27 protein-coding genes are annotated in these 23,902 nt (G+C 66.2%); 21 read left to right on the top strand and 6 right to left on the bottom strand.

From position 1 onward, the window contains the following. Positions 1-24: 24 nt before the first annotated feature. On the bottom strand, positions 25-1,017 hold the full coding sequence (gene dhaK, locus V2S05_RS00300) for a dihydroxyacetone kinase subunit DhaK (RefSeq protein WP_413633258.1): 993 nt from the start codon (positions 1,015-1,017) through the stop codon (positions 25-27). A gap of 218 nt (positions 1,018-1,235) precedes the next feature. On the opposite strand from dhaK, the gene V2S05_RS00295 reads away from it, so the two are divergent. Genes V2S05_RS00295 through paaI form a run of 5 tightly spaced genes read left to right on the top strand, consistent with a single transcriptional unit; the run spans position 1,236 to position 6,495 of the window. Next, positions 1,236-2,426, top strand: coding sequence for a thiolase family protein (locus tag V2S05_RS00295; RefSeq protein WP_413633256.1), 1,191 nt, complete (start codon positions 1,236-1,238; stop codon positions 2,424-2,426). Continuing rightward, positions 2,419-3,177 (top strand): enoyl-CoA hydratase/isomerase family protein, encoded by a 759-nt coding sequence (locus V2S05_RS00290; RefSeq protein ID WP_413633255.1) that lies wholly within the window; start codon positions 2,419-2,421, stop codon positions 3,175-3,177. The genes V2S05_RS00295 and V2S05_RS00290 overlap by 8 nt, the downstream gene beginning before the upstream one ends. Continuing rightward, positions 3,174-4,028, top strand: a complete 855-nt coding sequence (locus V2S05_RS00285) for a 3-hydroxyacyl-CoA dehydrogenase family protein (RefSeq protein ID WP_413633254.1) — start codon at positions 3,174-3,176, stop codon at positions 4,026-4,028. Before V2S05_RS00290 ends, V2S05_RS00285 begins: the two co-directional genes overlap by 4 nt. Continuing rightward, positions 4,025-6,106, top strand: a complete 2,082-nt coding sequence (gene paaZ, locus V2S05_RS00280) for a phenylacetic acid degradation bifunctional protein PaaZ (protein ID WP_413633253.1) — start codon at positions 4,025-4,027, stop codon at positions 6,104-6,106. Before V2S05_RS00285 ends, paaZ begins: the two co-directional genes overlap by 4 nt. A gap of 5 nt (positions 6,107-6,111) precedes the next feature. Further along, positions 6,112-6,495: a hydroxyphenylacetyl-CoA thioesterase PaaI gene (paaI, locus tag V2S05_RS00275; RefSeq protein ID WP_413633252.1), complete on the top strand. Its 384-nt coding sequence runs from the start codon at positions 6,112-6,114 to the stop codon at positions 6,493-6,495. Between the two features lie 220 nt (positions 6,496-6,715). Here paaI and V2S05_RS00270 read toward each other — a convergent pair whose 3' ends face one another. Genes V2S05_RS00270 through cmtR form a run of 4 tightly spaced genes read right to left on the bottom strand, consistent with a single transcriptional unit; the run spans position 6,716 to position 10,120 of the window. Further along, positions 6,716-7,315, bottom strand: coding sequence for a cadmium resistance transporter (locus tag V2S05_RS00270; RefSeq protein WP_053548203.1), 600 nt, complete (start codon positions 7,313-7,315; stop codon positions 6,716-6,718). Continuing rightward, on the bottom strand, positions 7,312-7,863 hold the full coding sequence (locus V2S05_RS00265) for a signal peptidase II (protein ID WP_082334722.1): 552 nt from the start codon (positions 7,861-7,863) through the stop codon (positions 7,312-7,314). The genes V2S05_RS00270 and V2S05_RS00265 overlap by 4 nt, the downstream gene beginning before the upstream one ends. Beyond that, positions 7,860-9,764, bottom strand: coding sequence for a heavy metal translocating P-type ATPase (locus V2S05_RS00260; RefSeq protein ID WP_413633250.1), 1,905 nt, complete (start codon positions 9,762-9,764; stop codon positions 7,860-7,862). The genes V2S05_RS00265 and V2S05_RS00260 overlap by 4 nt, the downstream gene beginning before the upstream one ends. Next, entirely contained in the window at positions 9,761-10,120 is a 360-nt protein-coding gene (cmtR, locus tag V2S05_RS00255) for a Cd(II)/Pb(II)-sensing metalloregulatory transcriptional regulator CmtR (protein ID WP_053548253.1), read from the bottom strand. Before cmtR ends, V2S05_RS00260 begins: the two co-directional genes overlap by 4 nt. Positions 10,121-10,337: 217 nt before the next feature. Here cmtR and V2S05_RS00250 point away from each other — a divergent pair, with 217 nt between their 5' ends. The 11 genes from V2S05_RS00250 (at position 10,338) to V2S05_RS00200 (ending at position 19,787) form a co-directional block, all read left to right on the top strand. Then, positions 10,338-10,619 carry a metal-sensitive transcriptional regulator gene (locus V2S05_RS00250; RefSeq protein WP_413633248.1) on the top strand — a complete coding sequence of 94 codons (282 nt, stop codon included), beginning with the start codon at positions 10,338-10,340 and terminating at the stop codon, positions 10,617-10,619. A gap of 32 nt (positions 10,620-10,651) precedes the next feature. Next, a complete protein-coding gene (locus V2S05_RS00245; RefSeq protein WP_155048972.1) occupies positions 10,652-10,975 on the top strand; it encodes a heavy-metal-associated domain-containing protein in 324 nt (107 codons plus the stop codon). Positions 10,976-11,031: 56 nt separating this feature from the next. Then, positions 11,032-13,161: a heavy metal translocating P-type ATPase gene (locus V2S05_RS00240; protein ID WP_053548205.1), complete on the top strand. Its 2,130-nt coding sequence runs from the start codon at positions 11,032-11,034 to the stop codon at positions 13,159-13,161. 62 nt (positions 13,162-13,223) lie between these two features. Beyond that, positions 13,224-13,655, top strand: a complete 432-nt coding sequence (locus tag V2S05_RS00235; protein WP_053548206.1) for a DUF6153 family protein — start codon at positions 13,224-13,226, stop codon at positions 13,653-13,655. Between the two features lie 90 nt (positions 13,656-13,745). After that, positions 13,746-14,351 carry a DUF305 domain-containing protein gene (locus V2S05_RS00230; protein WP_413633245.1) on the top strand — a complete coding sequence of 202 codons (606 nt, stop codon included), beginning with the start codon at positions 13,746-13,748 and terminating at the stop codon, positions 14,349-14,351. A gap of 79 nt (positions 14,352-14,430) precedes the next feature. Then, complete coding sequence (locus V2S05_RS00225) at positions 14,431-15,336, top strand: F510_1955 family glycosylhydrolase (RefSeq protein ID WP_413633244.1); 906 nt, start codon at positions 14,431-14,433, stop codon at positions 15,334-15,336. Positions 15,337-15,868: 532 nt separating this feature from the next. Beyond that, positions 15,869-16,270, top strand: coding sequence for a four-helix bundle copper-binding protein (locus V2S05_RS00220; RefSeq protein ID WP_413633243.1), 402 nt, complete (start codon positions 15,869-15,871; stop codon positions 16,268-16,270). A gap of 57 nt (positions 16,271-16,327) precedes the next feature. Then, on the top strand, positions 16,328-16,924 hold the full coding sequence (locus tag V2S05_RS00215) for a DUF305 domain-containing protein (RefSeq protein ID WP_413633241.1): 597 nt from the start codon (positions 16,328-16,330) through the stop codon (positions 16,922-16,924). A gap of 1,317 nt (positions 16,925-18,241) precedes the next feature. Further along, positions 18,242-18,682 (top strand): NUDIX hydrolase, encoded by a 441-nt coding sequence (locus V2S05_RS00210; protein WP_340088059.1) that lies wholly within the window; start codon positions 18,242-18,244, stop codon positions 18,680-18,682. Positions 18,683-18,827: 145 nt separating this feature from the next. After that, positions 18,828-19,241: a hypothetical protein gene (locus V2S05_RS00205; protein ID WP_413633240.1), complete on the top strand. Its 414-nt coding sequence runs from the start codon at positions 18,828-18,830 to the stop codon at positions 19,239-19,241. A gap of 186 nt (positions 19,242-19,427) precedes the next feature. Continuing rightward, a complete protein-coding gene (locus V2S05_RS00200) occupies positions 19,428-19,787 on the top strand; it encodes a hypothetical protein (protein ID WP_271638300.1) in 360 nt (119 codons plus the stop codon). Positions 19,788-19,916: 129 nt separating this feature from the next. On the opposite strand, the gene V2S05_RS00195 is transcribed toward V2S05_RS00200, so the two are convergent. Beyond that, a complete protein-coding gene (locus V2S05_RS00195; RefSeq protein WP_413633239.1) occupies positions 19,917-20,465 on the bottom strand; it encodes an alpha/beta hydrolase in 549 nt (182 codons plus the stop codon). A 483-nt stretch (positions 20,466-20,948) separates the two neighbouring features. Here V2S05_RS00195 and V2S05_RS00190 point away from each other — a divergent pair, with 483 nt between their 5' ends. From V2S05_RS00190 to V2S05_RS00170, 5 genes are all read left to right on the top strand, one after another. After that, positions 20,949-21,257 carry a hypothetical protein gene (locus tag V2S05_RS00190; RefSeq protein WP_413633238.1) on the top strand — a complete coding sequence of 103 codons (309 nt, stop codon included), beginning with the start codon at positions 20,949-20,951 and terminating at the stop codon, positions 21,255-21,257. Between the two features lie 208 nt (positions 21,258-21,465). Continuing rightward, positions 21,466-22,074 (top strand): SRPBCC family protein, encoded by a 609-nt coding sequence (locus V2S05_RS00185; protein WP_413633237.1) that lies wholly within the window; start codon positions 21,466-21,468, stop codon positions 22,072-22,074. Between the two features lie 11 nt (positions 22,075-22,085). Further along, positions 22,086-22,754 carry a DUF4166 domain-containing protein gene (locus tag V2S05_RS00180; RefSeq protein WP_413635178.1) on the top strand — a complete coding sequence of 223 codons (669 nt, stop codon included), beginning with the start codon at positions 22,086-22,088 and terminating at the stop codon, positions 22,752-22,754. A 156-nt stretch (positions 22,755-22,910) separates the two neighbouring features. Next, complete coding sequence (locus V2S05_RS00175) at positions 22,911-23,345, top strand: hypothetical protein (protein WP_413633236.1); 435 nt, start codon at positions 22,911-22,913, stop codon at positions 23,343-23,345. After that, positions 23,342-23,899: a GrpB family protein gene (locus tag V2S05_RS00170; protein WP_413633235.1), complete on the top strand. Its 558-nt coding sequence runs from the start codon at positions 23,342-23,344 to the stop codon at positions 23,897-23,899. Before V2S05_RS00175 ends, V2S05_RS00170 begins: the two co-directional genes overlap by 4 nt. Positions 23,900-23,902: the final 3 nt, after the last annotated feature.

The following is a 23,902-nucleotide window of genomic DNA, read 5'->3' as shown; positions in this document are numbered from 1 at the left end:
GGTGTCAGCGCGGCGCCGGCCGGGTCAGGCGCCCCAGCGCAGGCCCGGGGTGACGACGGGCGCATCCCACAGCCGCAGGATCTCGTCGTCGGCCTTCAGCACGGTGACCGAGCAGCCGGCCATGTCGAGCGAGGTGATGTAGTTGCCCACGAGGTTGCGCACGATCTGCACGCCCGCCTTCTCGAGCAGCGCGGCGACCTCGGCGTACATCAGATACAGCTCGATCTGCGGAGTCGCGCCCATGCCGTTGAGCATGACGATCGCGGGGCCGGCGAGATCGAGGTCGGCGAGGACCGGCTCGACGAGCAGGCGGGCGATGTCGGATGCCGGGGCGAGCGGTTCGCGATGCCGCCCGGGCTCGCCGTGGATGCCGATGCCGATCTCCATCTGGTCGTCGGGCAGATCGAACGTGGGCTTGCCCGCCGCGGGCACCGTGCAGCTCGTGAGAGCCATGCCCATAGACCGGCCCTGTGCGTTGACCTTCTTCGCGAGCGCGACGACTGCAGCGAGATCCTGCCCCTCCTCGGCAGCGGCGCCCACGATCTTCTCCAGCAGCACGGTCAGGCCGACGCCGCGGCGTCCGGCGGTGTACAGCGAGTCCTGCACGGCGACGTCGTCGTCGACGACCACCGTGCCGACCTCGATCCCCTCCATCTCGGCGAGCTCCGCGGCCATCTCGAAGTTCAGCACGTCGCCGGTGTAGTTCTTCACGATGTGCAGCACGCCGGCGCCGCGGTCGACCGCCTTGGTCGCGGCCTGCACGCGGTCGGGTGTCGGCGAGGTGAACACCTCTCCGGCGACGGCGGCGTCCAGCATCCCGATTCCGACGTAGCCGCCGTGCAGCGGCTCGTGGCCCGACCCGCCGCCCGAGACGACGGCGACCTTGCCCTGCTCTTTCGGCGTCGCACGGGTGATCACGTGCGTCTCGAGGTCGACCGACAGCTCGGGGTGGGCGGCCGCCACACCTCGCAGCGATTCGACGAGCACGTCCTCGGGCTTGTTGATGAGCTTCTTCATGCTGCGATCTCCTTCGATCCTCAGGGTGCGGACCAGCACGGGAACGTGCTCTGTCATGGTCGAATCTGCTCGGAGCCCCTGCCGTTGTCAAGATCGATCGCGAACCCTCCGATGGCGCGCCTGCGAGTGCGGCGGTTGCCATACGGTGAGCGATCTGGAATCGTATTCCTGAACGATCGGTCTGTAATGGATCGTCGGCCGCGATGGAGAGGATGACGATGTCCGAGGCCTATCTCGTCGGCGGCGTGCGCACCCCGGTGGGCCGGTACGGCGGCGCCCTCTCCGGCATCCGCCCCGACGACCTCGCCGCGCTCGTCGTCGGAGAGGTCGTCCGCCGGGCCGGCGTGCGGGCGGATGCCATCGACGAGGTCATCCTGGGGGCGGCGAACCAGGCCGGTGAGGACAACCGCAACGTCGCCCGCATGGCGGTGCTGCTGGCGGGCCTGCCAGACGGCATCCCTGGATTCACCGTCAACCGTCTGTGCGCGTCGGGGATGACGGCGGTCGCGCTGGCCTCGCACGCGATCCGAGCGGGCGACGTCGACCTGATGGTGGCGGGCGGTGTCGAGTCGATGACGCGTGCACCCTGGGTGCAGGCCAAGCCCGAGCGCGCGTGGGGCAAGCCCGGCGACGCCTACGACACGTCTATCGGGTGGCGCTTCCCGAATCGCCGCCTGCTGGCCAGAGAGAAGGCGACCTTCTCGATGCCCGAGACGGCAGAGGAGGTCGCGCGGGTCGACGGGGTCAGCAGGGCGGATGCCGATGCGTTCGCGCTGCGCAGCCACGAGCGCGCCCTCGCGGCCATCGACGCGGGGCGCCTCGCCGCCGAAATCGTTCCGGTCAGGACGAGCCGCGGCGTCGTCGACACCGACGAGGGCCCGCGCCGGGAGACGTCGCTCGAGGCCCTGGCCGCGTTGCGGCCGGTCGTCGCGGGTGGCGAGGTGGTGACCGCCGGCAACGCGAGCTCGCTCAACGACGGCGCCTCGGCGATCATCGTCGCGGGGGCGGATGCCGTCGCCCGGCACGGACTGCGCCCGCGGGCGCGCATCGTGGCCTCGGCCACCGCGGCCCTGGCGCCCGAGATCATGGGTCTCGGCCCGGTTCCCGCGACTGAGAAGGCGCTGCAGAAGGCCGGCCTCGCCGTGGCCGACATCGGCGCGGTCGAGCTGAACGAGGCGTTCGCGTCGCAGTCGCTGGCGTGTATCCGCCGTCTGGGGCTCGACCCCGAGATCGTCAACTCCGACGGCGGGGCGATCGCCCTCGGGCATCCGCTCGGCTCCAGCGGCTCGCGCCTGCTGGTCACGCTGCTCGGCCGCATGGAGCGCGAGGGCGTGCGGTACGGGCTCGCGACGATGTGCGTCGGCGTCGGCCAGGGCACGGCGATGATCGTGGAGCGCGTCGATGGCTGAGACGCTGCGGGTCGAGACGCGCGGCGACCGGATGGTCGTGATGCTCGACCGTCCTGCCGTGCGCAACGCGATCGACCAGAGCATGGTCGACGAGCTGCACGCCGTGTGCGCTGATCTCGAGAACACGCCGCGGGTGCTCATCATCACCGGTGGGGACGGCGTCTTCGCGTCGGGAGCGGACATCCGCCAGTTGCGTGATCGCACCGCCGACGACGCGCGGCGCGGGATCAACTCGACCGTCTTCCGTCGCATCCGCGAACTGCCGATGCCGGTCATCGCCGCAGTCGACGGCTTCGCCCTGGGCGGCGGGGCCGAGCTCGCCTACGCCGCAGACATCCGCATCGGCACATCGCGGGTGCGCTTCGGCAACCCCGAGACGGGGCTCGGCATCATCGCCGCCGCCGGCGCCACCTGGCGCCTTCCCGAGATCATCGGGCACGCCCGGGCGAGCGAGCTGCTGCTCACCGGGCGGATCATCGACGCCGACGAGGCCCTCGGGTGGGGGCTGCTGTCGTCGCTGCACGAACCCGACGAGCTGCTCGACGCGGCGCACGCCGTCGCCGACCGCATCTGCGCGAACGGCGCGCGGGCCACCGAGCTCACCAAGCGCGCCCTGCTCGCGCCCGCTGATCAGCATCCGGCGATCGAGCTCGAGCTGCAGGCCGAGCTGTTCGACAGCGATGAGAAGCGCCGACGCATGACGGCGTTCCTCGAGCGCCGGTCGCAGCGACTCGAGAAGGAGAGGCGATGAGCGTACCGGGAACCGTCGGCGTGCTCGGCGGCGGGCGCATGGGCGCCGGTATCGCGCACGCGTTCCTGCTCGCCGGGGCGCGGGTGCGGCTCGTCGAGCGGGACGAAGAGTCCGCCGAGGCGGCGCGCAGGCGCGTGCTGACGAGCATCGAGAACTCCGTGCGCCGTGGCGACCTCGTCGAGCCGCGCCCGGTGATCGAGTCGTTCGCCGCGCACACCGACCCCGTCACCTTCGCGGGCGTCGGCCTGGTGATCGAGGCCGTGCCCGAGGATCGCACGCTGAAGGCGCAGGCGCTGGCGCACATCGAGCAGATCGTCGCGACCGACGCCGTGCTCGCCACGAACACGTCGTCGATCTCGATCGACGAGCTCGCCGCCTCGCTCGAGCGGCCCGAGCGGTTCCTCGGCCTGCACTTCTTCAACCCGGTGCCCGCCTCTGCGCTCGTGGAGATCGTGGTCGGGTCGCGCACGGAACGCGCCGTCGTCGACGCCGCGCGCGAATGGATCGCGACGCTGCGGAAGACGCCCGTGGTGATCCGCGACTCCCCCGGTTTCGCGTCGAGCCGCCTCGGCGTGCTGCTGGGCTTGGAGGCGATCCGGATGCTCGAGGAGGGCGTCGGAGATGCCGGCGACATCGACGCGGCCATGGAGCTGGGGTATCGGCATCCGATGGGTCCGCTGCGCACGACCGACGTCGTCGGGCTCGACGTGCGCCTCGGCATCGCCGAGGAGCTCGCGCGGGAGCTCGGGCCGCGGTTCGAGCCGCCGCGGCTGCTGCGGCAGATGGTGGATGCCGGAAAGCTGGGCCGCAAGAGCGGCGAGGGGTTCTACGTGTGGAACGAGGAGAGATGACCGACTTTCTGCCGAGCTACGTCCAGGGCGAGTGGTGGACGCCGTCCGCCGGAGCGCCGGGCACCGACGTCCGCGACGCGTCCACCGGCGACATCATCACCCGGGTATCGACCGAGGGGCTCGATCTGGCCGGCGCCCTCGAGTACGCGCGAACCACCGGTCACGCGAGTCTCGCCGAGCTGACCTTTCACCAGCGCGCGCTGCTGCTCAAGCAGTTCGCCCTGGCGCTCACCGAGCGCAAGGACGAGCTGTACGCGCTTTCGGCACGCACCGGCGCGACGAAGGCCGACTCGTGGGTCGATATCGACGGCGGTATCGGCGTGCTGTTCTCGTATTCGGGCAAGGGCCGCCGCGAGCTGCCGAACAGCCGCGTGCACGTCGACGGCCCGGTGGAGCCGCTCTCGAAGGACGGCAGCTTCCTCGGTCGGCACGTGTACACGACGCTGCCGGGCGTCGCCGTGCAGATCAACGCGTTCAACTTTCCCGTGTGGGGGTCTCTGGAGAAGCTCGCCCCGGCGTTCCTCGCCGGTATGCCGACGCTGGTGAAGCCCGCCACGCCGACTGGATATCTCGCCGAGGCGATGGTGCGCATTCTCGTCGAGTCGGGGCTGCTGCCCAAGGGGTCGCTGCAGCTGGTCAGCGGCAGCGTGCCCGATCTGTTCGATCACCTGCGGCTGGGCGATCTGGTCGGGTTCACCGGCAGCGCGTCGACCGCCGAGGCGCTGCGGCAGCACGCCGCCGTGCAGACCGGCGGGGTGCGCTTCACCGCCGAGACCGACTCGATCAACGCGTCGGTGCTGGGCACGGATGCCGTCGCCGGCACGCCCGAGTTCGACGCCTACGTGCGCCAGCTGGTGGTGGAGATGACCACGAAGGCAGGGCAGAAGTGCACAGCCATCCGCCGCGCGATCGTGCCGGCGGCGGCGGCCGACGATGTGATCGAGGCCGTGCGCGCGCGCATCGCGGAGAAGACGGTGCTCGGCGACCCGCGCGCCGAGGGCGTAACGATGGGACCGCTCGCCTCGACCGCGCAGCGCGAGGAGGTGCTGCGCCAGGTGCAGAAGCTGCGGGATGCCGGCGGCCGCGTCGTGGTCGGCTCGACCGATGCGCCCGCCGTGCGGCATGCCGACGGGTCGGCGGGCCCGGCACCTGACGGGGCTTTCGTGGCGCCGCTGCTGCTGCGCTTCGACGAAGCGAGCGCCGAGGCCGTGCACGATGTCGAGGCGTTCGGGCCCGTCTCGTCACTGCTCACGTATTCCACCACCGCCGAGGCCGCGGATCTGGTCGCCCGCGGTGGCGGGTCGCTCGTCACGAGCATCGCCACGCACGACCCCGCGCAGGCGGTCGAGTTGGCGACGCGCATCGCGCCGTTCAACGGCCGGATGCTGCTGCTCGACCGCGACGATGCCCGATCGTCCACCGGGCACGGCTCTCCCCTGCCGGGGCTCGTGCACGGCGGACCGGGGCGGGCGGGAGGCGGCGAGGAGCTCGGCGGCATCCGCGCCGTTCTGCACCACATGCAGCGCACGGCCGTGCAGGGCTCGCCCGAGATGCTCACCACGCTGACCGGCGTGTGGCACGCGGGCGCGTCAACGCGCACCGGCGACCGACATCCGTTCCGCAAATCATTGGCCGAGCTGCGTATCGGCGACCAGGTCGCGTCGGATGCCCGAGAGGTCACTCTCGACGACATCGAGACCTTCGCGCACTTCACCGGCGACACGTTCTACGCCCACATGGACGAGGACTCCGCGGCGGCCAACCCGTTCTTCCCCGGCCGCGTCGCGCACGGCTATCTGCTCGTGTCGTGGGCGGCAGGGCTGTTCGTGGACCCTGAGCCGGGTCCGGTTCTGGCGAACTACGGGCTCGAGAACCTGCGGTTCGTCACGCCGGTGTCGCCGGGCGACAGCATCCGTGTCGAGCTGACGGCGAAGCAGATCACTCCGCGCGAGACCGACGAGTACGGCGAGGTGCGCTGGGACGCGGTGATCCGCAACCAGGACGACGAGATCGTCGCGACCTACGACGTGCTGACCCTGGTCAGCAAGCAGCCGGCGGCCGAGGTCGTGTCGGTGTGAGGGAGATGATGCGGCGCGATGCGGCGTCGGCGATGCTCGGCATGGTGGTCGAGGCCGACGAGCCGGGCCGCGCCGTCGTGTCAATGCTCGTGCGCGACGACATGCTCAACGGCTTCGCGATCGCCCACGGCGGGCTGGTGTTCGCGCTCGCCGACACGGCGTTCGCGATCGCCTGCAACGAAGACGAGCGGGTGACCGTCGCCGCCGGCGCCGACATCACATTCTTGAAGTCGACGACCGCCGGTCAGACGCTGCGGGCCACCGCTGTGCGGCGCACGGTCAGCGGCCGCACCGGCGGCCTGTACGACGTGACCGTGCGCGACGAGACGGATGATGTGGTGGCGGAATTCCGCGGACGCTCGACGACGACGAGCCGCGTCGTCGGCTGACGGCTGCCGTATCGCTGCCGCGGCCGTGTTCGATCGAGGCTTTCGCGGGTGCTGCCGAAAACGCTGCGCGAGGGGTTTCGGTCGATTCGGTTTCGGCAGGGGGTTTCGGTGGGTCGATGCGCGGTGTGTCGCGCCTCTGCCGAGGGAGGTCGTCGACCCGGCCGAAAACGATCGTTTACGGCAGGGGGCAGTCAGCCTGTTTGACGTTGTTGCGCCGGTCTCAGAGCCCGAATGCTCCTCCGCTGATCAGGATGAATACACCGAGCCCGATGAGGACGAGGGGGAACAGGACGTGTTCCCAACGTTCCAAGATCTCGGCGATCGGACGTCGCGTGGCGATGAACTTGGCCACGATGACGAGCACAGCAACGAGCGCGAGGAACACGACGCAGTATGCGACCACCGCCGCGGGTCCGACGTTGAGGAAAACGGGGACGTAGACGCCGATGTTGTCACCGCCGTTAGCGAAGGTGACCCCAGCTACGGCCCAGACAGCAACCTTCTTGCCTTCGATCTTCGCCTCATCGTCGTCATCGTCGTGCCGGCGACGCCATGCTTGCCAAGCTGCCCATAGTCCTAACGCCAGCGGGATGAGGCCGAAGTATGGAATGACCTCGGGCGGAAGGAAGGCTCCGGCGCCGAGGGAAACGAGTACGGCAGCGCCGAGAATGCCGACGAATCCCAGGTACTGACCCGCCAGGATTCGAGTTGTCGTGCCGCGTTGCCCCGCGCCGCGGGCGAAGAATAGGGACAACACGATGATGTCGTCGATGTTCGTGGCTAGGAACAGACCGATCGCTTGGAGGACAGAGAGAATCATGTGTTCGCTTTCCGGAGATAGAGCAACAAGCCAAGTCCCACGCCGACGCCGAGGATGACGTCGGCAAGGTTGCCGATGAAGAGGTTGCCGTAGGCCAGGAAGTCGGTGACGTGACCGCGACCGAATCCGGGCGGAGCGAGCAAGCGGTCCAGCAGGTTGCCAACCGCGCCTCCCCACAGGAGTCCGATCGCGATCGCCCACCCAGCCGTTCGGGCGCGCGTCGCGGCGATGAGCAGCGCGATGGATGCGGCAGCGGCCAAGACGGTCAGGAGCCAGGTCGCGTCGGCGCCGAGAGACATCACGGTGCCAGGGTTGAACGCGAGCTGCAGCCCGAGCCAGTCTCCGAGGATGGGGACTCGGTCGGCCTCGCTGAGCCGTGCAAGGGCGAGTGCCTTCGTGCCTTGGTCGACCCAGACGGCGACCGCTGCGACACCTACTGCGAGTAGGAACCGCAGCAATCGGCTTCGCGCGGACGCTCGGTCGGGCGAACTCGTCGCGTCCCCACGAGTGGCTCTGCCGAGAGTGATTCCGTCATCGGGCCGGGTCATGCCTTTCTCCGTCGCGCCGCTCGGAGCCCGTTGAGGATAACGACAACCTCTGCGACCTCGTGAACAAGGACGACGGCTGCCAGACCTAGGTATCCGGTAATCGCCAAGGGCAACAGCACCGCGATGATCGCGATGGACAGCACAACGTTCTGATTGATGATGTTGCGGCCACGGCGTGCGTGTTCCAGTGCCTGCGGGATAAGGCGCTGGTCATGTCCAGTGAACGCAACATCGGCCGACTCGATCGCGGCATCCGCGCCCTTCGCTCCCATCGCGATTCCCAAGTCCGCGGAAGCCAGCGCGGGGGCGTCGTTGATGCCGTCCCCGATCATGGCCGTGGGTTGCGACTTCGACAGTGCTGCGACAGCGGCAGCTTTATCCTCGGGGCGTAGCTCGGCGCGCACATCGCTGATCCCGGCCTGTGCGGCCAGAGCTGCGGCGGTGCGAGCGTTGTCGCCGGTGAGCATTGTCACCGCGATTCCACGTCGGGTGAGGGTTGCGATGACATCGGGAACTTCAGGGCGCAGCTCATCACGCACTCCTACCGCGCCAACAGGCTGGTCGTTGCGGTGCACGATAACCACAGTCATCCCCTCGGATTCCATTGCCTGCACCTCGCCGTCCAGCGAACCGGCGTCCAGCCAGCGCGGGCTACCCACCGCGATACGGGCACCGTCGAGCGTGCCAGAGATGCCGTGCCCGGCAGTCTCACTGACGGCCTCCGCGGTTCGGGCCTCGGAAACGGCGGTGGTGATCGCAGCAGCCAGGGGGTGCGTACTGTGACCCTCCAAGCTCGCCGCCCACGCGAGCACATCGTCCTCGGTCGTCCCCGCGACGGTGACGACGCGGGCCACGGTGGGCTCATTGCGGGTCAGGGTGCCGGTCTTGTCGACAGCGAGATGGCGGATCCCACCAAACCTCTCGAACGCGGCCCCGGACTTCACCACCACACCAAACTTCGATGCTGCACCGATCGCGGCTACGACGGTGAGCGGAACAGCGATCGCCAGGGCGCACGGGGACGCGGCGACCAGCACGACCAAGGCGCGGGTGATCCACAGCTCAGGATCGCCAGTCAGGAGCGAACCGAGCACACCGACCAGAACCGCGAGGATCATCACTCCGGGAACGAGAGGACGGGCGATCCGGTCAGCCAGTCGCGCCCGGTCGCCCTTCTCAGCTTGCGCCTGCTCGACCAGCTCGACGATCGTCGTCAGCGAGTTGTCGGTGCCAGCAGCGGTCGCCTCGATTTCGAGAACGCCTGTGGTGTTGATCGACCCGGCAGAGACTTCGTTGCCGGGATCGACGTCGACCGGGATCGACTCGCCCGTGATCGCTGAGGTATCCAGGCTGCTCCGCCCAGTCCGCACAATGCCGTCTGTGGCTACCCGTTCACCCGGGCGCACCACGAGCACGTCTCCCACGCGCAGATCCTTCGCCTCCACTTCGGACGTCGCGTCGCCTCTCTTGACGAGTGCGGTTTCGGGTACGAGCTTCAACAACGCCCGCAAGCCCGCGCGTGCACGGTCCATGGCCCTGTCCTCCAGCGCTTCCGCGATGGAGTACAGGAACGCCAACGCCGCGGCTTCCTCGACGTAGCCGAGGATGACTGCACCGGTAGCGCTGATCGTCATCAACAGTCCGATCCCGAGCTTTCGCTTCGCGAACAGCTTGCGCAGCGCACCCGGAACGAAAGTCGACGCACCCAACAACAGAGCCACCCAGAACAGCACCAGGCCCGCGGCCTCTGCGCCGGTCCACTCGCACACCAGGCCGGCGCCGAACACCACGCCGGAGAAAATCGGGATCAGAACGCCCGGGCTCCGGTACCACGGCCGGTCATCGTCATCATCGTCGTCGAGGTCGACATGCTCGACGTGCGAACCCGTGACCGAGCTCACGCCCGCAACTCCCCCGCCACGCATCCTTCGACCCCACAGTCCGGGTCCATGCACGGCACACTCTCATCGACCGCGAGCGTCACGTCAACCAGCGCCGTCAAGGCGCGGGCAAGGTGTGGGTCTGCGACCTCGTAGCGAGTCTGCCGCCCCTCGGGCTCAGCCACCACGATCCCGCACCCGCGCAAACACGTCAGGTGATTCGAGACGTTGGAACGAGACAGCCCCAGCTCCCGAGACAACACCGCCGGGTAGCTCGGTCCGTCAAGAAGGGTCAGCAGGATGCGCGAACGAGTAGGGTCAGCCATCGCCCGCCCGAGCCGGTTCATCACGTCAAGTCGATCTGAAATAGTCAGCATACGATGACTATACATTGTGCGATGTACAGTTTACCGCCGTCTTCATGCATCCTCAAACGGCTTCCACCGGTTCGAGACGCTCGCCTGGGCGGGCATCACTTGCGGCATCGTCGACGCCTGGCCGGCGGCGCCAAAGACGACCCGGGTATCAAGGCTGCCTTTCGGGAATAGACCGGCACCCGTTGAGTAGGATACCCCTAGGGGGTATCTTGTGAGCATGAACGGTTACACCGACAACAAGGCGGATCTGCGTAAGCGATTGAGTCGGGTTGAGGGTCAGGTGCGGGGTATCTCTCGGATGGTCGATGAGGACAAGTACTGCATCGACATCCTGACGCAGGTCGCTGCGGCCACGAAGGCGCTTGAAACTGTGGCGTTGTCGCTTCTCAGCGACCATCTGAGTCATTGCGTCGCCCAGGCAAGCGCTGAGGGTGGCGAGGTTGCCGCGGAGAACGTCCGCGAAGCAAACGATGCCATCGCTCGCCTGGTCCGTTCATAACCACTCGTCAAACTACTTGGGAGGAACTCACCATGACTGACCGCATCGAACTTGGACTGAAGGACGCGAACGCTGGTTGCGCGTGCTGCGCCGCTCCATCGAACACCGAAGCATCCACTCCTGTCACGACCCCGGTCTCGGAGGATGTCCTGGTCACCGGGATGACGTGCTCACACTGTGTGTCGAGCGTCAGTGAGGAACTGAGCGCCCTGGACGGTGTCGCGTCCGTCACCGTCGACCTGAACACTGGCGGCCCGTCCCGAGTGACGATCCACAGCGCATCCCCTGTCGATCCCGCTGCCGTGAGGGCTGCGGTCGAAGAGGCCGGCTACAGCCTCGCGACCGGTCACGCCTGACCCACTATCCGTCCGCGCCCGGGTCATCCCCGGGCGCATCCGAGCAAGGGTTTCCGATGAGCCAGCACGACGAACACACCCATCACACTGGACACGAGAATCACGGCGGTGCGCCGACAGCGCAGCATGACCACGCGGCGATGAGCCACGATCACGGCGCTCCTCAAGAACACGCCGGTCACAGCGGTCACGAGGGCCACGCCCGCCACGCCGGCCACGGCGATCACGTGGGCCAGTTCCGGCGATTGTTCTGGATCATGCTGATCCTCGCGGTCCCTGTTGTCGGGTTCTCGATGATGTTCTCGATGCTGCTCGGGTACCCGCTGCCGGAGGCCGCGTGGATCGGGTGGGTATCCCCGGTTCTCGGGACGGTCATGTACGTGTGGGGTGGTGCCCCGTTCCTCACCGGCGCGGTGAGTGAGCTGCGTGCCCGTAAGCCCGGCATGATGCTGCTGATCGCCCTGGCGATCACTGTGGCGTTCCTCGCATCCTGGGGTGCGAGCCTCGGGCTGCTGCATCACGAGCTGGACTTCTGGTGGGAGCTGGCGCTGCTAATCGTGATCATGCTGCTCGGTCACTGGATAGAAATGCGTTCGCTCGCACAGACGACCTCAGCGTTGGATTCCCTGGCTGCGTTGCTGCCCGACGAGGCGGAGAAGATCGAGGGAGATACGACCGTGACGGTCGCCCCGTCTGATCTGCAGGTGGGTGACATCGTGGTGGTGCGCCCGGGTGGGCGGGTGCCCGCGGACGGGAGGATCGTGCAGGGCTCGGCCAGCATGGACGAGTCGATGATCACCGGCGAATCGCGCCCGGTACGTCGCAGCGACGGCGACCAAGTCATCGCCGGCACCGTCGCCACCGATTCCGGGGTCCGGGTCGAGATCACCGCAATCGGTGAAGACACTGCTCTCGCCGGGATCCAGAAACTGGTGACCGAGGCGCAGAACTCATCCTCACGAGCGCAGCGACTCGCAGATAAGGCGGCAGGGTGGCTGTTCTGGTTCGCACTCGGCGCTGCCGCCATCACCGCGATCGTCTGGACGGTCGTCGGCCTGCCCGACGCCGCAGTGATCCGCACGATCACCGTGCTGGTAATCGCCTGCCCGCACGCTCTGGGCCTGGCGATTCCGCTCGTCGTGTCGATCGCGACCGAGAGGGCCGCGCGTGGAGGCGTTCTGATCAAGGATCGTCTCGCGCTGGAGAGCATGCGCACCGTCGATACCGTCCTGTTCGACAAGACCGGCACGCTCACCAAGGGCACTCCCGCTGTGACCGCGATCGACCCCGTCTCCGGAACCGACCCTGATCAGTTGCTGGCGTGGGCGGCGGCCGCGGAAGCAGACTCCGAGCACCCGCTCGCTCGCGCGATCGTGAACGCGGCGAAGGAGAAGACTCTCACGGTCTATTCCTCCTCCGACTTCGAATCTTCCCCGGCGGTTGGGGTGCGTGCACGTGTCGATCGACGCATCGTGCAGGTCGGTGGCCCGTACATGCTCGAGCAGGAGCACGCCTCCGAGCTGCCGGTCGCCGACGAATGGCGCGATGAGGGGGCGATCATCCTCCACGTGCTCGTCGACGGCCAGGTCGCCGGAGCGCTGCGTTTGGCGGATGAGATCCGCTCGGAGTCGCGTCACGCCGTCGACGCCCTCCATGAGCGCGGCGTGCAGGTGGTCATGATCACCGGTGACGCCGACGCGGTTGCCGCCTCGGTCGCGAGCGAACTCAGCATCGACCGCTACTTCGCCGGAGTCCGACCGGAGGACAAGGCCTCGAAGGTGAAAGAGCTTCAGGGCGAAGGCCGCAAGGTCGCGATGGTTGGAGACGGTGTCAACGATGCCCCCGCGCTCGCGCAGGCCGACGTCGGTATCGCCATCGGCGCGGGAACGGATGTCGCGATCGCGTCCGCGGGCGTCATCCTCGCCAGCGACGACCCCCGTTCGGTGCTGTCGGTGATCGAGCTGTCGCGGGCCAGCTACCGGAAGATGAAACAGAACCTCTGGTGGGCCGCCGGCTACAACCTGCTCTCCGTCCCCCTCGCGGCTGGCGTGCTCGCCCCGATCGGGTTCGTGTTGCCCATGTCAGTGGGTGCGCTGCTGATGTCTCTGTCGACCATCGTGGTCGCCCTCAATGCACAGCTGCTGCGCCGACTGGATCTGCGCCCGGACGCGGTGACGGGCACGTAGCCGGGAATCAGAGGCGCATAGTCTGCGGTGTTAGCATCCTGAGCAGAGTGGAGGGTCCCCGCATGCATGTCGCGTTTCGCAGCGCACGCCCGCAGTTGTCGCTGCGCGCGCTGTTGATGCTCGGCGCGGCCACGCTCATGGTCATCGTCGGGCTGCTGGCCATGCACACCTTCACCGCCGAACCAGCCGGGCACGGATCGCCCGGGCTCACCCACTCAACATCCGCAGCCGGCGATGAGCACGCCCCTGACGTGATGGGCACCGCCTGCGATGGGCCCTGTCACGTAAGCACCGGGCCCGACCAGGGCCACAACGACATGCTGACGGCCTGCGTGCTCGCGCTACTCGCCGGCCTCCTGCTGCTGCTTCCTCCGACGCTGATCCACGGTCGCGGCCTGCCCCTTCACCGAGCGATGAGCCTGGTGAGATGGGGTGCGACCGGTGTTTTTCCGCGGGCTCCCTCGCTCACGTTCCTTTCGATAAGTCGCACCTGAGTAGTCGCCGCCGACCCGGACGGTCGGTTTCGTGGCGCCGCCTGGCGCCGTTATTTGCGAACCCTCATACGACTTATCGAAGGAACAATCATGAACAAGAAGATCGCCCTCGCTGTCAGCACCGGCATTCTGACACTCGCGCTGGCGCTCAGCGGCTGCGCGGACAGCGGCACCGCGCCGTCCAGCGAGACCACCTCCCCGTCGCAGTCGTCGACCTCACAGGCGACTGAGGCGGATGAGATGTTCGTCACGATGATGATCCCGCATCACCAGCAGGCCATCGAGATGGCCGACATCCTGCTCGCCAAGGACGGGGCAGACCCACGCGTGGTCGAGCTCGCCGAACAGATCAAAGCAGCGCAGGGTCCCGAAATCGACAAGATGCTCGGATGGCTCGAAGACTGGGGCGTGGACTACGACCCTGACTCCATGGGCGGCATGGACCATGGGTCAATGGGCGGTGACGACAGCATGATGTCCGAAGAAGACATGACCCTGCTGGAGAACGCAGACGCCGCCGAGGCCAGCCGTCTGTTCCTCGAACAGATGATCGTGCACCACGAAGGTGCCGTCGACATGGCGCAAACTGCCCTTGACGACGCGCAGAGCCCGGACGTCCTCGACCTCGCCCAGCAAGTGATCGACGATCAGACCGCAGAGATCGCCACAATGCAGGAACTCCTGGAACAGCTCTAGGACCCGACTCGGGCGGGCCCAGAAACGTTCGGCCCGCCCTCACCGGCCACCTCTTTGCCACGCCCTCGACATCCATTACATGTCGGTGCGCTCCTGCCGCGCGCCGCGAAGCCAGGCCGTCCCGCGGCCGCCACCGGAAGCCATCATGAAACGCTCACTCCTTCTCGCCACTGCCACGGTGACCGCCCTCGCCGTCATCGCCACCGGCTGCACCGCAACACCGCTCGGAAACCCCGACTCGGCACCCCGCATCGACCACATCCACGGCATCGCCGAAGACCCACGTGGCGATGACCTGCTCATCGCCACGCACAACGGCATCTTCACCCTCGACCCCGGCGGGAAGATCTCCGGCCCGATCGGCGGACACGATTTCGACGCCATGGGATTCATCGCCTGGAAAGACACGCTGTTCGCGTCCGGACACCCCGGGGAAGACACCCCGCCTGAACTGGGAGCCCCGAACCTCGGCATCATCCGCAGCGACGACTACGGGAACTCCTGGTCCCCGATCGCCCTCAACGGGACCACCGACTTCCACGTCCTGACCGCAGGACCCGACGGCGTCCTGTACGGCATCCCTTCCAGTCAGGTGAACCTACTCACCAGCACCGACGAGGGAAGCACCTGGACAGAGCGTGCACCCCTCGGCGCCGCTGATCTCGCCGCCACCGAATCCGGCGTGTACGCCGCCGCCGAAGAAGGCCTCCTCCTCAGCACCGACGGCGGCAACACCTTCACGCCCGTCGATGCGGCCCCTGTCCTGTACGCCCTGGAGGCGCGCACGGACGGCACCCTTCTTGGTGCTGGTACGGACGGCGTCCTGTGGTCACAGGACGAAAGCGGTGCCTGGCAGCAGCTGGAATCGCTGCGCGGCGCCGTGCAAGCCCTCTCCGTCATCGACGAGCGCATCATCCTCGTTGACGACCGTGGCATCGTCGAGATCTCCACAAACGGCACGACCGTCCTCAGCCCCGCCCAATAGGGGGGCGGATACCGACAAAGCCCCGCGCTCCAAGACTTCTCATGAACAAGCCCAAGAACCCATTGCGGAATCTCACGTTCTTCATCACAGCCGCGACGATCGCCGTCGCCCTCCTCGCCATCGCCAGTTTCCTCACGATCGGAGCGATCTTCCAATGACCCGCGCCGGAACCCACCCGCTCGATCCTGTGCGAACTCATCGACGCCTCGTTCGCCTCGGGTACGTGCTCCTGGCCACGGGCCCGGTCCTCGCACTCGCGCACTTGCTGAGCGACACGCAATCGACCGATGCCGCCTGGTGGACCTACACAGTCGCCAGCTACGACATCGCGCTGATCATCGTCATGGCTGCCGTGGCATTGGTCCTGCGGGATCCCCCGCCTGGGGGAACGGATCAGCGAGACACTGCGCCCTGAGCGTTGAGGCCGCATCACGGCTGGGGCTACCATGCCCTCCCGGGGTATTCAACGGGGTGCCGCAGGCGACACCGTGATCGTAGTTTGAGAGTTCCAGGACGACGAGAGGATTCGATCATGACTGTCGTGGCAGAAGTGCTCCGCTCCTATCCGAAGGACCTCGGACAGGTCGACCAGAAGGCGCTCGTGGACTGTATCGAGGCCTGCATGGACTGCGCCCAATCGTGCACCGCATGCGCGGATGCGTGCCTGAGCGAGGAGATGGTCTCAGAGCTCACGAAGTGCATCCGCACGAACCTGGACTGCGCCGACCTCTGCGACACCACCGCGCGCATCCTGTCCCGACACACCGGCTACGACACCAACCTCACCCGGGCAGCCCTGGAAGCGTGCCGCACCGCGTGCGCGAGCTGCGCCGACGAGTGCGAGAAGCACACCATGCACGAACACTGCACCGTGTGTGCCGCGGCCTGCCGGCGATGCGAAGACGCGTGCGCCACGCTCCTCGCAACCCTCTGAACCGGACGCTCGTCAACCGCGCGACGCGCAACCAATCCAGACGAACAGGAGAATCACATGTCACAGGACGCCCATGAAGGAAGCGAACGACAAGCAAAGGACAAGAAGCACGGCTCGCTGAAGATGTACCTGCGTTTCGCGGCGATGATCCTCACCGGCATGGTCGTGATGTACTGGACGATGTTCGCCGGAGTGTGGGAATGGGGACACATCCGCTTCAGCGAGAGCCGCATATTCATGGCTCTCACCATGGGCGGCGCCATGGGCCTCGTTATGCTCGCCTGGATGCTGAACATGTACAAGAACACCAAAGCGAACATCGCCGTCGTCATCGTCAGCGTCCTCCTGCTCGGAGGCGGCGTCGCGCTCGACCGTAGCCAGATCACCGTCGACGACACCGCATACATGCGGGCCATGATTCCCCACCACTCCCTTGCGATCACCAGATCTGAACGAGCGCAGATTCAGGACATCCGGGTCTGCGAGCTCGCCGCCGGGATCAGCGAAGCTCAGCGGCGAGAGATCCTAGAAATGGACTGGCTGATCGACGATATTGAACGCAACGGACTCGCCACGACACCCGAGGACGCGCAGAACCGGCCCGTTCCCGACTTCGACCGGGCTGCCGACCGTGAATGCACCGACGACGAGTAGCGACGCCCGGGCGTGGCCCAGATGTCTGCGACGAGATAGTCACCGAGGTCCGTTGAAAGTCCCCACCACCGAATGAGTTTCGGAGAGCCACTGCGGCAGCTCGCCGTGAGACTCTAACCGAATCAGTCAGAAACGATGGGTTGCGCGACACCTGCCGTCGCCGTTCGCGAACGGACTGCGTGTGTCTCCGCGAGATCAGCCGGAAACCCTTGCCGTTTGGTGGTTATGACGAACGTTTGTGGCAGGCCTTCCGAGCCTTAGTTCTGGACCGCACCGGAAACGATCCTTTCGGCGGCGTTCGCGCCTCGCACCAGGAGCTATCGCCGCTAACGTGCCCGCTTGACCTCCACGGGTGATACAACCAGGTGCGGTTCTCTGTCGGCGGCCGGTGTTGCTTCACGGCACGCATCGATGGGTCGGTGTCCGGTCCAACCTCGCACCTGCAATTCTCCACAAATCTCTTTGAACCACATCTCCGACAGATCCCGAGCTTCGGAGTGAGAGAGTGAGAGAGTGGAGATGAGGCGAAACGGCAGAGCGGGCGCGATCCTCCTCTGCGCAATCGTGGCGGCATCAACATTCACAGGATGCGCTGTCGAATACCATGGTTATCCCAGCGCAATAGATGGTGCGCTCTGGCGACAAGTCGCATCCTTCGAAGATCCTTTATCCCAGCGTCTCTACAGCCCCCCGGTTGATGGTCCGACGGCTTACCTCGACACTCTGCCGGGCGCACGGTGGGATGGCGACGCCCGCTCAGCGGCTGAGTTCGAGATCGAGCAGGGCGGAATCGTCCTTTACGACATCTCGTCGACGGAAGCCTCCGCTCACGTGTCGGTGTTCATCACCTCAGGACCACGACCGGCCATCCCGACCGATGATGGCCATGCCTACAACGGGCCAAGCGAGGTATATACCTGCTACGACGTGAGGGCCGATTTTCGCTCGCAGCCAATGCCGTCAGCAGAACGAGTGATCTCTACGAAGTGTCCAACGCCCCTCGTAGAACTCTTAGCCGAGGATGCCGCATTTGCTAGTGGTGAGGTGTTCGACGGATAGGCATCGACTGCTTCCGTTCCCCGGCGAGCGACAGGAGTTGCCGAAAGCGCCTGCCGAAACACGCTTCCGGCGAACGTTAGTGGCACCCGTTGAAGCGCTCGACACCTGACCTCACCGGAAACGATCGTTTTCGGCAGGCTTCTGCGGCGGCGTCCGGTGCGATGAATTACGGTGGCTCCGACAGGAAGCTGAACGACAGCCGTCGGGTAGGCCGGACGGAAGTACGGTCGTCAGCTCCTGAAATCCTGAGGAGAGGTCTTGAATCGTCCGCAGAAGGTGGTCGCCTACATCGTGAAGGATGGCCGGATCGTGGTGGTTCGCCATGCTGATCTGCCATGGGATGAAGCGGGATTGCAGGTGCCTGCTGGGACGGTGAAGCCAGGAGAACTGCCTGAGCATGCGGTTCTTCGAGAGGCGAGCGAAGAAACCGGGCTGGGTGGGTTGCGCATCGTGCAATATCTCGGCACCGGCGAATATGACATGCGTCCCTACGCTGATGCCACCCATGCGCGGCACTACTTTCACCTGACGACCGACAGCAAGGACTTGCCCGAGCGATGGGAAGCGCACGAGGACAACGACGGGGTGGGTGAGCGCATCCGCTTCGAGCTTTACTGGGTCCCACTCGAGAAGGCCCACGTGATCGGTGCCGGTCAGGGCGCTTTCCTCGGCCGGCTGGTCGACGATAGCGCGAGCTAACACTCGACGTTCTTCGCCCGAAAATCGCCGCCGAAGTAGGTTATGGCTCACGTTTCTGAAGTGCGTCCGGCCGACCGTCGTGCTCGACCGCCGCAAACGATCGTTTACGGCGACGCCGACGCGCACGTTCCGACATACTGTAGCCATGTTTAAGGCACGTGGACTGCTTGTCATCACGCTCGTTGCGAGCGGGATCCTGGTATTTTCCGGGTGCTCGGCTTCAGTGAAAGATGACTTTGCCGACCTTCGGAAACCGCACACGTCTCAAGACAAGCTGCCCGCGCTCGACGAAGACCCGATCGAGACGATCAACTTTTCTACGGCCCGTTATGTTGGCGAGCACAAGGGAACGTCGTTGTGGATAGCTGAAGGTATTGAGGCGTCGTCCGTCTGCCTCGTCGCCTTGGTTGGAGACTCCGAGGGCTCCATCGCGTGTGGAGGCACCTCCGGGGTTGCATCACAAGGGCCAGCTGGTAGCTTCGCTGTCATTCCCGACGGTGTGCCTGTCCCTGACAACGCGATGAAGATCTCAGAGAACGTGTACGCGATCACGCCATGAAGGTCCACGTCGTCCGGTCGCCACCGTGCTCGTCGCAGCGCCCATAGACCCGCCAATAGCGTCTGCCAGAAGCACGTTCCGGAGAACGTTACCGGCGTGGCAACCGGGCACCAAACGAGAGATCCGCCGCAAACGATCGTTTTCGGCGGAGTGCGCCAGCGGCGCTCTTCTTCCTATGCTGGATGAGTGAAGAACGACTGGATCGAGCATCGCCGAGGCGGCGACGGAGAACTCATCGGATGGATGCAACCGACTGAGAATGAGTTCATCGTTGTCGATCTGCTTGGCAGGCAGCGCACGGAACCCGTCGACTGGCTAACGGCCGAGGAAACTCTCGACGGTCTCGGCCTCGCCTACCTCGCGGACCCGTACGAGCTCCGCCTTGACAGCGGCTCCTGGCTGAGGGTGCGGATCACAGAGGTCTCCACGGACGGGGTTCGAGTGAAGAAGGACGACTGGGGCGACGTGAACGCCCCAGAACTCTATTACTCCGTCCCCTTCCCCGCGGACGAGAATTTGCTGCGTCCGCTGGGCGAGCGCGCCTGAGATACTCACCGGGGCCCAGCCCGCAATCGAAGACCTCGACCCCAAACGGCATTTCGGTGGACGTTAATGGTCTGCCGCTCCAGATCGTTTGCGGGTTCGCGCCGCAAACGATTGTTTCTGGCGGCCCGCTCATAGGCCGGAGAGGAACCCGTCAACTGTGTCGGCGAAGCCTGGATGATCCTGCGGTCTGTGGTTCGTGCCGGCGAGCTGAACGTGTTCTGCGCCCTCTCCTACCAAGACACCGGCTATCACCTCGTACTCCGAGTTCCACCCTCCAGTGACGACAAGGGTGGGCACTCCGTTGATCGCGGAGCTCGTCACTCCGAATCCCCACGGGGGCTGCTTCGCTTCAAATCTCGCGGCTGCCTCCCGCTCTTCGTCCCAACGAGAACGGTCGGCGGGGCCTCCGAACATGAGCGGCCGGACGATGGACCAGTAACCGAACAGGTCGCCACTTCGAGAAAGGGCTCGGGCGCGCGTCATCGTCTCGATGTGATCTTCGATCACCGGGACACCCCTGGCGACGTCATAGAGACCAGGCTCCAGGAGAACGAGTGCACGCGGGGCGATCTGACGTGCCTGCAGAGCCAGAAAAACGGGCACGGCGCCGGCGGAATGCGCGAACACGACCGCATTACGCGGAGTGAGTGCTGCGAAAGATGCAACGTTCTCGTCCATCGGTCCAGTGAAGTCAAGACTCGCAAAGCGCAACCCCTGGTCCGGGATCGAGGGCCAGGCGTCACGGCCCCGGCGACCCGCGCCGTGAACATACACTCGCATCCGCCCACAGTACTCGCGGCCTCCGAAAACCCCTGCCAAATCCGGCCTACGGCAATCGTTGGTGGTGCGCCTCCATTCGTTGCATGGCCTTGATAGCCTCGATCACATGCTCAGGGTCGGCTGGCTCGCGCGCGAATCCGACTACCAGCCTCCCTTTCTACCGAAGGGCCGAGATCGTTCCTCCCGGATCAGTCCTGCTCCGAGCTATCGGCGCTGGTCTCATCGTCCTTGGGGCTGCCCTGCTCAGCACAAGCGCCTGGTACTGGCCTTTCGCTATCGTCCTGGCCGGCCCGATCGCCACGCTGACAGTGATCACCTTCCACAACAGAAGAATCGCGGAGCGAGCGACCGGCTGAGTGCATTCGGCGCATACCGCTCACCATGCACGCCAACCGAAAAAGTCTGCCGTTTGCCATTGTGACGAGCGTTTCCGGCAGTCCTTCCGAGCCCAACACCTCACATTTCACTGTGCTGCGAGGAGCCCTGGTCGGCGCATCCCAAGCGGTGTGGATATTGGAACCCGAGGATCGCAATGTGCGCCGCGAACGAGGTCTGACCGTCCTCACAGTGATGTACGCACAGACGGACAAGTATTACGGCTTTCTCGAGAGCACGCCACTCGACGCCGCGGACCGTGCAAGCCTCGTGGATCAGCGACGGTGGCTGACCGAACGCCGTGGTGATGCGTGAGAGTCAGCGGTTCGGTGTCGGGAGGCGGCTCTGGGCGCCCGCGCCGGGTGCCACTGCTTCCCGGCGTCGACCTGACGATCAGCACTGCGATCACGTACGACCGGCAGGGGAACCCGGTGGAGTTCCGCGGCATCCGGCCCGACCGCGACTGACGTCCCGTGTAGCGTGGAGTGTCAGAGTGTCGGCGAACAGCAGTCGGGGGTCGAGCATGCGTCGGTCGCAGGCGTTGTATGTCGAGGTGCTCATCCGAGCCGATGTGGAGACGGTCTGGGCGCTGACGCAGGATCCAGACCTCCATCCGCGATGGGACCTGCGCTTCAGCAGGATCGAGCCGACCGGCTCTGATTCGGCGGGCCGGTCGCGGTTCCGGTACGAACGGGCCTTGCCGCTGCACGTGATCCGGGGCGAGGGCATCTCACTCGGAGAGAAGACCCGCCACGACGGCATCCGCACATCCGCGCTCGCGTTCTCGACCGACGACCGCGTGTCGCCGTTGCGCAGCGGCCGCGGGTACTGGCGGTATGTGCCGACCGCCGAGGGCGTGCGATTCATCACCGGCTACGATTATCAGCCGGGCTGGGGACGGGTCGCCGATCTGGTGATGCGGCCGGCGATCCTCTGGATGACCGCATGGAGCTTCGACCGACTGCGCATCTGGGCCGAGCGCGGCGAAGAACCGAATCGGTGGCCCCTGCTGTCGGTCGTGTGGTTCTGGCATTCGGGCAGACCCCGCGCCTCGCGGTGTCGCACCGTCCCACCGCGTGACGGCGCGATGGCTGATGCTCCGCAGACGCTGCAGAAGGTCAGCGTCTCGTGAGCGGCACTCCGATGTTCCGGGCAGCGCTCGGAGACGAAGCCTTCGCACGTCTGCATCCCATGATGCAGCGACGGTTCGGCATCTCGGTGGCGAACGGCTACGGATGCGTCGGACGCGGGACCATGAGCCGAATCCGCCGAGGCCCATGGTGGACGGTTCCGTTTCTGCTGATCGGTCGGCTGCGCCACATCCTCGTCGCCGACACCGGCGCGAACGTGCCATTCGTCATCGAGAACTACCCGTACCTCGACCCGTACGGTCGAGAGACGGTGACGTTCGTTCGCGAGTATCGTGCGCGACGACGGCCGGCGCGGTTCGACGCGACGATGGTGCTCGACCCTGACCGTACGACGATCGTGGACTACCTCGGCACGCACCAGCACCTCGCCGTCGATCTGCACCTCGAAGTCGACGAGCACGGTGGCCTCGTTCTGCGGTCGGATGAGCAGCGCTTCTACGAGGGGCCCATCGCGTTCCGGTTCCCCATGCTGTTCTCGGGTCGCGCCGAACTCCACGAGCGCTACGACGAGGCTGAGGGCGCCTTCCACATCTCACTCGAAGTGCGAAACCGAATCTTCGGCTTCCTCTTCGGCTACGACGGCTGGTTCACGTGCGAGTTCCCGCCCGCGACCGATGCCCCGGACCGGCTGAAGCCACGACGACACGAGCGGCGGCTCTGACGCATCCAGACGGCGGTTGTCAAGGATTCGGCGGCCTGCCGTCCGCCTATGAAGTGAGCGAGTTCAAGCCGATCGTCGCAGCACTTCGATCGCCGACGTTGAACGAGGGGGCGCTTCGGGGACAGCCGCCGCATACTGGATCGTTACTCTGAGCCCATGGGACGAACGACGAGAGCTGTCTCGGCCGCCATTGCGACTGCCTCGGTGATCGGGCTCTCGGGATGCGCGGGGATGGACAGCCTCATCTGGGGACAGGATGGTGCGACCACGATCTCGACAACAGAGAGGCTGATCGAAGCAGCCGCGCAGGGCGACGCGAGCGGCTTCGTGTGCAACGGAGCAGATCCCGAACTCCGAGAACCCGCGGACTGGGAAGGGCTCTCCGCCGAGGAACCCGAGAGGTTCGTTCCCGAGTACTGGGAACAGTTCGCTGCTCTCGATCCGCAGTGGAGCATCAATCTGTCGCTGCCCGAAGACCGCGTGGCCCCGGGCGTCGAGTACCCGGGCGACGTGTTCTACCGCGACACAGACGACGGTCTCTGTCTTGTGGCTGTCGCATGGTGGACGATGGAAGGCCAGTCCGAAAGATGAGCGACCCGGATGTCGAGTGGTTCGACCAGCCGATCGGCGAGGCGATCGAGATCCAGAGCTGGTCAGATGAATGGCCTGAGATCGGCCGGCTGTGGGAGGAGCGCCTGACGGAGGTGCTCTCACCACTTCCTGCGCGGGTCGACCACGTCGGCTCCACCGCCGTGCCGGGGCTGGCTGCCAAGCCGGTCATCGACATGCAGGTGCAGGTGCCCGATCTGTCGAATGAATCGTCGTACGCTCCCGCGCTCGAGAGCGTGGGCATGGTGCTGCGGGCGCGCGGCTGCGACTTCCGCTTCTTCCGGCCGCCGGCCGGGCGGGTGCGCGAGGTGCACATTCACGTCGGCGAGGTGAACTCGGCGTGGGCCCGCGATCACCTCGCCTTCCGCGACGCTCTGCGCGGCGATCCCACGCTGGCCAGGGATTACGAGCGGCTGAAGCGGTATCTCGCCGCCACCGTGACAGAGCGGGCGGACTACAACGCGGGCAAAGAGTCGTTCATCCTGGCGGTGGTCGAGAAGTCGACCGCCGCCAGCCGCGCTTCCGACCGGGACTGACGT

Source organism: Microbacterium sp. OR16, from assembly GCF_047306725.1.
Classification (GTDB): Bacteria; Actinomycetota; Actinomycetes; order Actinomycetales; family Microbacteriaceae; genus Microbacterium.
This window is presented reverse-complemented; position numbering and strand designations above follow the sequence as displayed.